Genomic DNA, 13221 nt, shown 5'->3' on the forward strand with positions numbered 1-13221 from the left:
GTATATATTTTGCAATACAAATAAAGGTGATCGCGGTCACATTTTATCTGTGATTTGCATAAGTAAAACTTATCCGTCGCAATATAAAGGCTAATGCCAAAGTTGCAGTGATAAAATTTTAATCATTTGTGCTGTTGCTCCCCAAATTGAATATTTGCTGAATGATATGGAATAAATATCATGTAAATGGCCATTTATTGGGAATTTATGGCTTTTTATATTCAATGGGTTGATTAGGTGATCGATCGGAACCTCGAATAAACTATCAACTTCGTTGCGATCTAATGTGGGTGAGTAGTTTGGGGAAATGGTTGATAAATATGGTGTGACGACATATCCGCTAATTGTCGGAAGTGGAGGAAGTTGTCCTAAAATGTTATCACGTTGACAAATAATGCCGGTTTCTTCGTACGTTTCTCTTAACGCAGTATCAATAAGATCAACATCTGAGTGTTCTTTTTTTCCACCAGGGAATGCAACTTGTCCTGGATGGTGTTTTAAGTGATGGGCGCGTTGAGTTAATACAACATTGAAGGTGTTGTTACGCGGAACAAGTGAAATAAGCACAGCGGCGGGTTTAAATGCAGAACGGTGTTGTTGCTTAGAAAAGGAATGCGCAGCAAGATGCTGACGCACTCGCAACTGATGACTTTCGTCATAGTCTGCGGTCGGCGCCAGTATAAATCGGCTTAGTAATTGCTGCTGTTGGTTCATAACCCTTCCATGGTTAGTATTGTACTATTTGTATATACAGCTTCTATTTTAGTCGTTTTGGGACAGAAACGACGAGTTGTCTCAATATTTAGCTATCCATTGCTTGAAACAGCGCTCAGGATAACCGTGTTTCAAGCCGATATTCAATCACAATACTATTTTATTGTTAAATTGATCACTGATTAAGTTATCAGTATGTAGTCATTATACTATAAAACAGGAAGTATTTTACTCAGCTTGTCCAGTGTCTCTTGATACTCACTGTTCACTTCACTGTCAGCTACAATGCCACCGCCTGCCCATGCATACATTTTATCGTGCTCAGCGACCAAGGTACGAATGGTAATGCTGGTGTCCATATTGCCGCACTGGCTAATGTAACCAATGCTGCCGCAGTACATATTGCGGCGGTTTGGCTCTAGTTCTTCAATGATTTCCATCGCACGTACTTTAGGTGCACCAGTAATCGAACCGCCAGGGAAACATGCGCGTAGTAAATCTGATGGTGAATACGGGTTATCCAATTCGCCAGTGACAGTGCTAACAAGGTGATGGACTGCTGGGAAGCTTTCAATTGCAAACAAACTCGGTACTTTTACCGTGCCTGCTTTTGCGACTCGGCCAATATCGTTACGCAATAAATCAACGATCATTAAGTTTTCAGAACGATCTTTTTCCGCGCAACGCAGTGCCTCAGCACTGGCTTGATCTTGCTGCTGTTTAGTAAAGCGGGGGCGAGTGCCTTTTATTGGTTTGGTTTGAATATATCCTTGTTTATGCTGTAAAAATCGTTCTGGTGATACAGATAAAATACAGCTTTCATTCGTGCGGATAAAACCAGAAAACGGCGCACCATTCGTTGCATCTAACTTACAATATGCCGCCCACTCATTACCGTTATAACTTGCTGAAAAACGTTGTGCTAAGTTGATTTGGTAACAATCACCAGATGTTAAATATTCCTGCACTTGATTAAACTTTTTGCAATAACTCGCAAAAGTCATGTTGGCAGACCATTCAGATGTTAATGCAAATTCATCAGCATGTTGTAAACCATGTTTTTCGTGGTTCAATTGCGCACTGTTTTTAAGTTCGGTTAACCAAGCTAATCGATTACTGTTTTTGGGAGAGACTAAAAACAGTTCTTGGCGTTGATGATCGGCAATCAGAGCCCAATCATAAATTCCAACAGCCATATCAGGTGTGGTTAAGTCTTGGATTGATGTGGAAGGTAACTTCTCGACTCGTCGCCCTAAATCATAGCCAAAAAAGCCCAAGGCCCCACCAAGAAAAGGGATATCCGTCATAGTGTTAACCGACGGTAATAATGAAGCTTGTAGCGATGCGACTAACTCAAACGGATCATCGGTGCTTGTTTTTTCATCACCTTCTGACAATTTAATACGGGTTATTTCACCTTGTGTCTCTAAAGTGGCTAAAGGATCAGCAACTAAAATATCAAAGCGATTATCTGGATGATTGTTTGCAGCAGAGCGTAATATCATAGCCCACGGCATTGCGGATAGTGGTGAAAACCACTCCAGAGATGCCGTTGGATGATACTTGAGCTGTTCTATCTTTAGTGAGGATTGCGATTTACAAATCATTTTCTTTTTTGTGACAGCTGTTCGATTAGCGCGTAGCGCGAAGTTGTCGGCAAGAGTATCATAAAGTTTGTTTTGAATACGACGCCCAAGGAAGAACCTTTTGGTGTATTTTTGGCGATTTATGTCAGTAAATATAACAAAAGGAATATGCCGCAGGATATTGGCAATGTGATTACCCTTTTCCCTATAAATACTGATTGGTATTTTGAAGTGGTAATCATGACAAGGACGCAAATCGGGCGCCATGGAATGATAATAATCAACGAGGGCAAATATGACTGTCATCCGTAAAGAAGATGTGATTAGTAGTGTTGCAGATGCTTTGCAATATATCTCTTACTATCACCCACTGGACTTTGTTCAAGCATTGGAAAAAGCGTACAACAAAGAACAAAGTCAGGCAGCGAAAGATGCTATCGCGCAGATTTTAATAAACTCGCGAATGTCTGCGGAAGGTCACCGCCCAATTTGTCAGGATACAGGCATTGTTACTTGTTTTGTTAAGATCGGCATGAATGTCCAGTGGGACAGCGATTTAACAGTGCAAGAAATGATAGATGAAGGTGTACGACAAGCTTACACCAACCCAGATAACCCGCTACGTGCATCCGTTGTTGCTGATCCAGCAGGTAGCCGTACGAACACCAAAGATAATGCTCCAGCGGTTGTGCATATTGACATGGTACCGGGCAACAAAGTTGATATTCAAATTGCAGCCAAAGGCGGCGGTTCTGAAAATAAAACAAAAATGGTGATGTTGAACCCGTCTGATGATATTGCAGAGTGGGTTGAGAAAACCGTACCACTAATGGGTGCGGGTTGGTGTCCTCCGGGTATGCTTGGTATAGGTATTGGCGGTACAGCTGAAAAAGCAGCGGTACTGGCAAAAGAATCCTTAATGGAATCGATTGATATCCATGAGCTACAAGCGCGCGGTGCACAGAATGCAGAAGAAGAACTTCGCTTAGATATTTATGATCGTGTGAACAAGCTAGGTATTGGTGCACAAGGTCTTGGTGGCATGACGACGGTTATTGATGTGAAAATCAAAACTGCGCCAACCCATGCTGCCTCTAAACCTGTTTGTATGATCCCGAACTGTGCGGCAACACGCCATGTTCATTTCACGCTTGATGGTCAAGGTCCTGCAGAATTAACACCGCCGAAACTTGAAGATTGGCCTGAAGTAACATGGGAAGTGGGTGATAACGTTCGTCGTGTGAATGTAGACGAGATCACTAAATCGGATGTTCAAGAGTGGAAATCAGGCGAGACAGTACTGCTGTCAGGTAAAATTTTAACCGGTCGTGATGCAGCGCATAAGCGTATTCAAGACATGCTGGCACGTGGTGAAGATTTCCCTGTTGATTTCAATAATCGCTTTATTTATTACGTAGGTCCTGTTGATGCAGTGGGTGATGAAGTTGTAGGCCCTGCTGGCCCAACAACATCAACGCGCATGGATAAATTTACTGACATGATGTTAGAGCAAGCTGGCTTAACAGGCATGATTGGTAAAGCTGAGCGCGGTCCAATGGCAATCGAATCTATCAAGGAAAACAAAGCGGTTTACTTGATGGCAGTGGGCGGTGCAGCTTACCTTGTTGCGAAAGCCATCAAAAAAGCACGTGTTGTCGCTTTTGAAGATTTAGGTATGGAAGCGATTTACGAGTTTGAAGTCGAGGATATGCCAGTGACAGTGGCTGTTGATTCAACCGGCAATAATGCCCACCAGACAGGTCCAGATATCTGGAAAGTGAAAATTGCTGAAATGGATGCTTAATACTGACATCTGTTAAATAAATAAAAAGGAGCTTCGGCTCCTTTTTGCTTTTCTGTTGTTATTTTATCTTGTTGTTGCGAGTTCACTTCATACAAAATCACTTGGTTTGGCTCTATTTTCCCTATCGCCTTTCATGTCATAACTTCGCTTGTTATAAGCACAAATATCCTTTCTGCTGAACTCTGTGTCTACACTGTTTAAAAGCATCCACAAAATTTTCACTGTATTAATGTGCAATTTGTCACATTTAGTCAGGCAAAAAAAGGATGTTTAACAGCGCCAGATAAAAGACTGACAGGGGGTGTAGATGCCGATGATGATGGATAAGTGCGTAAGTGCTCAGTCGCAGAATCTCGATAAACAGAGCTTCGTTGACGAGAGCTCTACAAACAAATATTTATTCTTAAAAGGCAAACAACACGTCACACGATTTTTTACTGCAATGGCAGCATGCTTATCATTAGCGGCGTGTGGGGAGAAAGAGCTCGCTGTGGCTGAACCTGATTCACGGCCAGTGAAATTGATGCCAGTTTCCGTTGGTAATAAAGATACGTTTCGAACTTTTCCTGCGACCGTTGAAGCCGGTGATAAGGCTATTCTGGCGTTTAGGGTTTCTGGTGAATTGGCCAGTATCTCTGTGAATGCTGGTGATGTTGTGAAAAAGGGTAAAAAGCTGGCAATGCTTAATGTTGATGAGCTCACGCAGTTGATGAAGCAAGCGCAAGCGAACTATCAACTGGCATTAGTTCAATTTAACCGTGACGTTGAGCTGCGAAAGACCAAGGTGATATCTGAACTCGATTACGATACGTCCAAAGCCGCCCTCAAACAAGCCAAAGCCAGTCTTGATAAAGCCAAAGCCAATCTTAGTTATGCCACCTTACTTGCCCCTTACGATGGTAACATTTCATTGTCTTTGATTGAAAATTATGAATTTGTGAACGCGAAAGAACCGGTATTACACATTCAAAGTGCTGGTTTAATTAACGTGACCTTCCAGTTGCCCGATCACTTGTTTTCACGATTTAAAGGCTACACCAACACGATTAACCCAGTTGTGACGTTTGATACTGAGTTAGATAAAACCTATCCCGCACAATTTAAAGAAGTCGATACCGAGGCAGACCCAAAAACATCCAGCTACAAGGTGACGTTATACATGGAACGCCCGAGAGGTAAGAATATTTTGCCTGGGATGTCTGGACAAGTTCGGATAAAAATTCCTAGAGGGAAGGTCGGAGCGATTCCTCTGCGTGCGATTATCACCGAAGGCAGTGCAACGTATGTTTGGCGTGTTAGCGATGAGGGATTAATTGAAAAAACAGCCGTTGAATTAGATGAAAATAACCGAATCACGCAAGGACTCCAAGATGGAGATTTGATTGCTACTTCGGGGGTTGATGAATTGGTCGATGGTCAAAAAGTCCGTTCTTGGATTAAAGAGAGGGGGCTATAACATGATGAAGCTATTATCTACGTCAGGTCTTTTTACGATTGGTTTAACCGCTATTTTAGTGTCGGGCTGTGATAAAGCGGCCGTCGAACCAAGAGTGATCGCTCAGCCGATAAAAACTTCCACGGTGTCATTGGCCAATGCTGCACCATTATTGACTTTTCCCGCTGTCGCAGCTGCGGCAGACAAATCCAGCTTATCTTTTCGCATCCAAGGCGAAGTTACTAAAGTATTGATTCGTCCTGGTGCATTAGTGAAAAAAGGCCAGTTACTGGCAGAACTTGAACCTACCGATTATCAACTAGAAGTCGATGATGCGCTCGCTAAATATAATGTGGCAGATAGCCAGTATCGTCGTTCGGCAAAATTGGTCGATAAAGGCTATATAGCGCAGTCTCAATTTGACGAATTACGCGCCCAACGCAGTATCGCCAGAGCGCGATTAGATCTTGCGCGATTACGGTTAACCTTTACTAAACTTCGTGCGCCTTTCTCTGGTGTTATCTCTAAAGTCCCCATTGAAGAATTTGAAAACGTACAAGTGGGCCAACAAGTGATGAATATCCATAGTACTAAGCAGGTGGACATTCATATTCAAGCGCCAGATATGGTTTTCTCTCAGCGTTCAGCGGTCGATATTGAACGAGATAGACCCAATGCCCGCGTAGTAATGCCTGATGGCGTGGAATATCGCGCCAAGCTAAAAGAATTCACCACCGAGCTTGACCCTGATTCAGGCACTTTCCTTGTAACGTTAACCATGCCAATGCCTAGCGATCGCTTCATTCTTGATGGTATGGCCGTTGAAGTAAAAGCGGATGCGCAAAAGTTGAAAATTTATCAAGCAGGTGAGCCTGTTGTGCCCGTTGAAGCTATTTTCAACGAAGACGGTGATGGGATCGAACAAGCCAATAAATTCGTATGGGTCGTCAATACGGACAATACCGTCACGAAACGGCAAATCATAACCGACAAAGTGGTTCCTGAAGGGGTGCGAATTCTTTCTGGTGTGACAGAAGGTGAGCAAATAGTCATCGCGGGCGGTAATCGCCTTCGTGATGGGCAAAGTGTGATTGTTGTTGATGAAGAGGATAACCAACCATGAAACAAGATATCGCATCCTATTTCATCGAAAATAAAGTGATTAGCTGGATGTTGACGCTTATCTTTATGATCGGCGGCACCATGGCTTTCTTTGGTCTTGGCCGTTTGGAAGACCCTGCTTTTACGATTAAAGATGCCATGGTGGTGACCTCATACCCTGGCGCCACCCCGCTGCAAGTTGAAGAAGAGGTGACGTACCCGATTGAAAAAGCGATTCAGCAGCTGACCTATGTCGATGAGGTGAATTCCATTTCAAGTCGTGGTTTATCACAAATAACGGTCACGATGAAAAACAACTATGGCCCAGATGATTTACCCCAAATTTGGGATGAACTACGCCGAAAGGTCAACGATTTGAAACCGAGCTTACCACCCGGTGTTGCTGACCCTTCGGTGATTGATGATTTTGGTGATGTGTTCGGCATTTTATTAGCGATAACGGGTAATGGTTACAGCTACAAAGAATTGAATGATTACGTTGATTACCTACGACGAGAAATCGAGTTAGTTGATGGTGTTGGTAAAGTGTCAGTCACTGGGACGCAGCAAGAACAAGTCTTTATTGAAATATCACTCCAGCGTTTGACTAGTTTGGGAATTTCTCCCCAAACGATTTATGGCACCTTAGCGGCACAAAACTTAGTTAGCAGTGCAGGGGCTGTGCGTGTGGGTGATGAATATATTCGAGTTCACCCAACAGGCGAGTTCAAAAACGTTGATGAGCTTGGGGACTTGATCATCACGGAGAGTGGTGCAGAAGGGCTGATTTATTTACGTGATGTCGCCACCATTCAGCGTGGTTTTAAAGAAATCCCCTCCAATCTGATTAATTTCAATGGTAAGCAAGCACTGAACGTGGGGATCTCGTTTGTCTCTGGCGTCAATGTGGTGAAAATTGGTGACCAAGTTCAGCGTCGCCTTGCCGAATTGAAAGAACAGCAGCCTATTGGGATTAACATTAGTGCTGTTTATAGCCAGCCAACGGAAGTGGATAAATCGGTCAGTGGCTTTGTGGTCAGTTTAGGCCAAGCTGTCGCCATTGTGATCGTAGTGTTGTTGTTTTTTATGGGGCTACGGTCCGGTCTTTTGATTGGCTTAATTCTGTTACTGACAGTGTTAGGTACTTTTGTGTTCATGAAGTGGATGGCAATCGACTTACAACGTATCTCCTTAGGGGCTTTGGTTATCGCGCTGGGGATGCTGGTGGATAATGCTATCGTGGTGGTCGAAGGGGTGCTGATAGGGATGCAAAAAGGGCGAACTCGCTCGCAGGCTGCCTCTGATATTGTCACCCAAACCAAGTGGCCCTTGCTAGGGGCGACGGTTATAGCAGTAATGGCGTTTGCCCCCATTGGTTTGTCACAAGATTCGACTGGTGAGTATTGCCGAACCTTATTTACCGTATTACTTGTTTCTTTAATGCTTAGTTGGTTTACCGCGATTTCGCTCACGCCCTTTTTCTGCGACATGTTCTTTAAGAGCGTTAAAATCGATGAAAACGCCAAGGATAGTGATCCTTATGCGGGTAAATTCTTCGTCGTATATAAAGCCTCTTTAGAGTGGTGTATGCGCCGCGCATGGTTAACGGTTGTTTCGCTCGTGATTATGCTGGGTGTCAGTTTGTATGGGTTTACCTTACTTAAACAGTCCTTCTTCCCTTCTTCTACAACGCCTATGTTTATGGTGGACGTGTGGCTGCCAGAAGGCACCGATATTCGTGCGACCAATGCGGCGTTAAAAGAGTTGGAAGGGGCTTTACAACAGCAAGACGGGGTCGAGTATGTTAGCTCAAGTGCAGGGAAAGGTTCGCAGCGATTTATGCTGACCTACACACCTGAAAAAAGCTATGCCTCATACGGTGAACTTATTGTTCGCTTGGAATCGTTTGATGCAGTGCTACCTAATATGGCGATGTTTAGCGAGTTACTCGATAAGGAATTCCCACAGCTTGAGTACAAGCTCAAACAAATCATGCTTGGCCCATCTTCTGGCGCCAAAATTGAAGCGCGTCTTGTTGGGCCTGATCCAACGGTGTTACGTAGCTTAGGAAAGCAAGTGGTCGATATTATGCATGCCGATCCCGGTGCGTTTAATATTCGTCATGATTGGCGTGAACGTACCAAGGTTATTGAGCCTGTATTTAATGAAAGCCAAGCGCGTCGATACGGTATTACCAAAGAAGAAGTTGATGACTTATTACAAATGGCTTTTTCTGGCTTAACGGTTGGTATTTACCGAGATGGGACTAACTTGATGCCAATTGTGGCGCGTTTACCAGAGAAAGAACGGGTTGATGTATCGACCATTGAAGGCATGAAAATATGGAGCCCCGTCAATCAAGGTTACGTACCGTTACAACAAGTCATGTTGGGTGTGAACATACGTTGGGAAGATCCGTTGATTGTTAGAAAAGACCGTAAGCGAATGCTGACTGTCATGGCCGATCCCAACCCATTAGGTGATGAAACGGCTGCAACGGTGCAAGCACGTATTCAACCTGTGATTGAAGGACTCGATTATCCTCCAGGCTATTCATTAGAGTGGGGCGGTGAGTATGAATCGTCGGCTGATGCACAAGCGTCGTTATTCTCAACCATGCCTATGGGCTACTTGGTGATGTTCTTGATTACGATTTTCTTATTCAAGAAGGTTAAAGAAGCCTTGATTGTGTGGGCGACAGTTCCACTGGCGGTAATCGGTGTGACGACAGGCTTATTAGCCCTTAATACGCCATTTGGTTTTATGGCGTTACTTGGATTTTTAAGTCTTTCTGGCATGTTAGTTAAAAACGGTATTGTCCTGATTGATCAGATAGAAATTGAGGTAGCCAGCGGTAAAGACATGTATAGCGCCGTGGTTGATGCGGCGGTGAGTCGGGTACGACCTGTGTGTATGGCGGCGATAACAACCGTGCTCGGGATGCTACCTTTATTACCTGATGTGTTCTTTAAGCCAATGGCGGTTACTATTATGTTTGGTCTGAGCTTTGCAACTGTGTTGACCTTGATTGTGGTGCCTGTGCTTTATCGTTTGTTTCATAAGGTCGAGATTCCAGACTCTAGTTCGGTGCAGTTAGCGACGCAGAGCTAAGTCGGTCAAATATCGCGATAGATGAGATACGAAAAAGGCTCCGCTTTTATTAAAGCGGAGCCTTTGTGCTATTCAGTTTGCAGTTTGAATTAAAGAGCGCTTATCGCACTTTCCACTGCATGTCTTCACCCGCCAGAATTGGCACTACTACGTCGTTACCAAAGGTCATGGTTTCAGGTACTGCCCATGCTTCTTTTTGTAGCGTAATCGTGTCGGTGTTACGCGGTAGGTCGTAGAAGTCAGGGCCGTTAAAGCTGGCAAAGCCTTCTAGCTTATCTAAAGCATCAGCTTCTTCAAATACACTCGCGTAAAGCTCGATAGCGGCGTGTGCTGTGTATGAACCTGCACAACCACACGCTGATTCTTTACGGCCTTTAGCGTGTGGCGCTGAATCTGTCCCTAAGAAGAACTTCTTGCTGCCACTGGTTGCGGCTTCAATCAACGCTTGTTGATGCGTGCTACGTTTTAGGATTGGTAGGCAGAAAAAGTGTGGACGGATACCGCCAACCAACATGTGGTTACGGTTAAACATCAGATGGTGAGCTGTAATTGTCGCAGCAACGTTCGGGCCTGCATTTTTCACAAACTCTACAGCGTCTGCGGTGGTGATATGTTCAAGAACAATTTTCAGTTCTGGTAGCATGTCAACAATTGGGCCTAAAACGTTATCTAGGAAAGCTTTTTCGCGGTCGAAGATATCAACATCGTGTGTAGTCACTTCACCGTGGATAAGCAAAGGCATACCGACTTCTTGCATTGCTTTGAATGTAGGAAGTAGCTGTTCAATCGAAGTCACACCTGAATCTGAATTGGTTGTTGCGCCAGCAGGGTAAAGTTTAGCGGCGTAAACATGACCAGTGGCTTTGGCTTTGCGGATTTCTTCAGGAGAGGTGTTGTCGGTTAGGTAGATAACCATAAGAGGGGAGAAATTGCCTTGAGGACCTTCAGCAAGAATACGTTCACGATAAGATAATGCTGCATCGGTGTCCGTTACTGGTGGGATCAAGTTTGGCATTATGATCGCGCGTCCCATGTAACGGCTGATGTCGCGAACTGTATCTTTTAGTACGTCGCCATCGCGTAAATGCACATGCCAATCATCGGGGCGTGTGATAGTCAAAGTCGTCATAGTCGCTTACCTCCCAAAAAATTTGCCCGATTCTAAAAGTATAACTTAATGATGTAAAGGTGAATTCTACATCAAATAGGGCAAACGATGATTTTAGACGCAATCGTTTGCCGTGAGGGGTGAAACGGTGGGGGAAAGACAGATAAAAAAGGCCAGTGGATTCACTGGCCTAAATGCACAAGGTAACCAATTACGATTATTTATCTTAGAGGTTTACACCTTAAAGCGATGCACCAAGCTATTTTGCTGGTGGGCCAGTTGATCTAGCTTGCTACTTGCTTCTGCGACTTCTTCCATTGAAGTAAAGTTTGCATCAGCAATATGGCTGATATCTTCAAGGCTACGTGCAATGTTCCCCGTGGTACTGCGCTGCTCTTGTGCGGCATGGGCAATGTGCTCGCTCATTTCGCTGATATCTAGAATAATGGCTTGGATTTCTTCCATTGCACCGTTGGCATCTGATGCTTGACTGATGCTGTTATCCATCTCAGAAACGCAGCTTTGCATCATGGTAACAGCCTGCCCTGAGCTGTTTTGTAAGCTTTGAATCATGGACTCAATTTCAGCGGTTGAATCTGTGGTACGTTTCGCAAGGACACGAACTTCGTCTGCGACTACAGCAAAACCGCGACCTTGATCGCCTGCGCGTGCTGCTTCAATTGCTGCGTTTAATGCGAGTAAGTTGGTTTGGTCTGCGATATTGCGAATGACATCCAAAATTGATCCAATATTACTGCTCATTTCTTGTAGCTTGCCTACGGCACTGACTGACTCATCCAGTCGCGTAGATAATTGGTGAGCGGTATTAATGTTGCGGCTCATTACGTCACGGCCAATATCGGCGGCTTTACTCACTTCAATAACACGTTCCATTGAGCTTTGTGCGCTGCGAGAGACATCTGCCACGGATTGCTCCATTTCTGTCATTGCAGTGGCAACAGAACCTGTTTGCTGACGCTGTTCATTGAGGCGATCTTTAGCCGCAGTTGTTGTGGTTTGGTTTTCAGTTGCAACATTGGTCAAATCTTCAGAAGCAGAACTGATCTCTCCCAACACCTCTTGTAAGTTGCCAGCTAAGGTATTGATATGGCTGCTCAGCTTTTGGAATTCGATAAAATGATTATTTTCAATTCGCTGAGTCATATCACCATCGGTAAGCGCTTCTAATGTTTTAAGTGTTGAACGAAGTGGTTTTCGTACGCTTTGTGCGAGTACCCAGCCGATGAAAATTGCAAAAAATGTCACACAAAAACCGATAAGCACAGCATTACGTAGGCCTTGATTATAAGCAGTTTCAGCTTTTCCGATAGCACCATCCATCAGGCTGTTTGCTTGATTTTGGAAAGTGTTAAGTAAGTTAACAGCTTCATCGATTTCTGTCGCTAATACCGAGATGTTGTCATACAGGCGGTTTTTAGCATTGACGTAATCGTAATGGGTCGCAAGGATACCGTCGCTTTGGCCTATATCACGCGTATATTGCTGAATAGCCTTATCAAAGTTTTGTTTAAGTGCCGGTAGTTGAGTTGATAGTCCTCGGTAAGCATCATTCAAATGGCTGATATAACGTCTATTTTTTTTCATCGCCTTGCTGATCGCGTCAACATCATCGATGGCAAGGGCATCAGATGTAATGGCTTCTGTTTGCTCTAACTTGATGAAATAACTCTTAGCCATCATTTTTACAGTGAAGCTCTCTTGATCATCAATGTACTCCTTCATCTTTACGCTTAACTGGGGGTAAAGTTGTTGGAAGCGACGGGCCATTCGTTGACGTTCCGCTTGAGCAACAAGTTGTGTGCGATAATTGGCCATCGCATTATTTGCCTCAGTGAAATAACGTTGTTCTAGGCTTAGTAGCTGATCGGTTTGGGCGCGAAGTGCTGGGTGTTTTTGTACTTCGTTAAGCAATGCTTCCTGCGTCGCTAAATAGGTATTGTGCGCTTCAGTGAAGGTTGCTTGATAGGTTGCCATGCGATCGAGGTTTTGACTGGTGAGGTAGTCTTTGAAAATCTTGTCGGCTGCTAATAAGCGTACACTAGCTTGGCTGGCAGTCGAAACTAGCGGTAGCGATTCTGATGTCACAGCCTCTAGCTGGGCATGAATGCGGTTAGTTCCTTGCAACATCAATGTGATTGTTATAACAAAAAGTACAACCATGACTGCAAATCCCGCATACATTCGACGTATGACAGAGGTTTGTCTTTTATTCTTCATAATGTCCCTAAATAGTCGCTCAAGGCATACTTGGGTGAGTGTGTATGCAAAATAAGAAAAGTACGTTTAACCGCTGAGTCTGACTTCTTTTTCATCGGTGTTTCATTACTAATCAAAATAGCTA

Annotated in this window: 8 protein-coding genes; 4 read left to right on the forward strand and 4 right to left on the reverse strand. The window is 44.1% G+C overall.

Features of this window, described 5'->3' with window-relative positions:
- Window positions 1-90: 90 nt before the first annotated feature.
- Both ASV53_RS07125 and pabB read right to left on the reverse strand, forming a co-directional pair.
- A complete protein-coding gene (locus ASV53_RS07125; protein ID WP_062688665.1) occupies window positions 91-714 on the reverse strand; it encodes a CoA pyrophosphatase in 624 nt (207 codons plus the stop codon).
- A 209-nt stretch (window positions 715-923) separates the two neighbouring features.
- Entirely contained in the window at window positions 924-2321 is a 1398-nt protein-coding gene (pabB, locus tag ASV53_RS07130) for an aminodeoxychorismate synthase component I (protein ID WP_094956594.1), read from the reverse strand.
- A 274-nt stretch (window positions 2322-2595) separates the two neighbouring features.
- On the opposite strand from pabB, the gene ASV53_RS07135 reads away from it, so the two are divergent.
- From ASV53_RS07135 to ASV53_RS07150, 4 genes are all read left to right on the forward strand, one after another.
- A complete protein-coding gene (locus tag ASV53_RS07135; RefSeq protein WP_094956595.1) occupies window positions 2596-4104 on the forward strand; it encodes a fumarate hydratase in 1509 nt (502 codons plus the stop codon).
- Window positions 4105-4546: 442 nt separating this feature from the next.
- Window positions 4547-5560 (forward strand): efflux RND transporter periplasmic adaptor subunit, encoded by a 1014-nt coding sequence (locus ASV53_RS07140; RefSeq protein WP_094956614.1) that lies wholly within the window; start codon window positions 4547-4549, stop codon window positions 5558-5560.
- Between the two features lies 1 nt (window position 5561).
- On the forward strand, window positions 5562-6662 hold the full coding sequence (locus ASV53_RS07145) for an efflux RND transporter periplasmic adaptor subunit (RefSeq protein WP_439126479.1): 1101 nt from the start codon (window positions 5562-5564) through the stop codon (window positions 6660-6662).
- The gene (locus ASV53_RS07150; RefSeq protein ID WP_094956596.1) at window positions 6659-9751 is read left to right on the forward strand and encodes an efflux RND transporter permease subunit; all 3093 of its coding nucleotides are present in this window, start codon (window positions 6659-6661) and stop codon (window positions 9749-9751) included. The genes ASV53_RS07145 and ASV53_RS07150 overlap by 4 nt, the downstream gene beginning before the upstream one ends.
- Window positions 9752-9851: 100 nt before the next feature.
- Here ASV53_RS07150 and pyrC read toward each other — a convergent pair whose 3' ends face one another.
- Both pyrC and ASV53_RS07160 read right to left on the reverse strand, forming a co-directional pair.
- Window positions 9852-10880, reverse strand: coding sequence for a dihydroorotase (pyrC, locus tag ASV53_RS07155; RefSeq protein WP_094956597.1), 1029 nt, complete (start codon window positions 10878-10880; stop codon window positions 9852-9854).
- Window positions 10881-11093: 213 nt separating this feature from the next.
- On the reverse strand, window positions 11094-13097 hold the full coding sequence (locus ASV53_RS07160) for a methyl-accepting chemotaxis protein (protein WP_094956598.1): 2004 nt from the start codon (window positions 13095-13097) through the stop codon (window positions 11094-11096).
- Window positions 13098-13221: the final 124 nt, after the last annotated feature.

Origin of the sequence: Photobacterium sanguinicancri, from assembly GCF_002265265.1 — a bacterium.
GTDB classification, from domain to species: Bacteria; Pseudomonadota; Gammaproteobacteria; order Enterobacterales; family Vibrionaceae; genus Photobacterium; species Photobacterium sanguinicancri.

Bases quoted from the DNA above. Each gene is read 5' to 3' on its own strand.
- ASV53_RS07125 (WP_062688665.1), bottom strand. From the start codon at position 714: ATGAACCAACAGCAGCAATTACTAAGCCGATTTATACTGGCGCCGACC.
- pabB (WP_094956594.1), bottom strand. From the start codon at position 2,321: ATGATTTGTAAATCGCAATCCTCACTAAAGATAGAACAGCTCAAGTAT.
- ASV53_RS07135 (WP_094956595.1), top strand. From the start codon at position 2,596: ATGACTGTCATCCGTAAAGAAGATGTGATTAGTAGTGTTGCAGATGCT.
- ASV53_RS07140 (WP_094956614.1), top strand. From the start codon at position 4,547: ATGGCAGCATGCTTATCATTAGCGGCGTGTGGGGAGAAAGAGCTCGCT.
- ASV53_RS07145 (WP_439126479.1), top strand. From the start codon at position 5,562: ATGATGAAGCTATTATCTACGTCAGGTCTTTTTACGATTGGTTTAACC.
- ASV53_RS07150 (WP_094956596.1), top strand. From the start codon at position 6,659: ATGAAACAAGATATCGCATCCTATTTCATCGAAAATAAAGTGATTAGC.
- pyrC (WP_094956597.1), bottom strand. From the start codon at position 10,880: ATGACGACTTTGACTATCACACGCCCCGATGATTGGCATGTGCATTTA.
- ASV53_RS07160 (WP_094956598.1), bottom strand. From the start codon at position 13,097: ATGAAGAATAAAAGACAAACCTCTGTCATACGTCGAATGTATGCGGGA.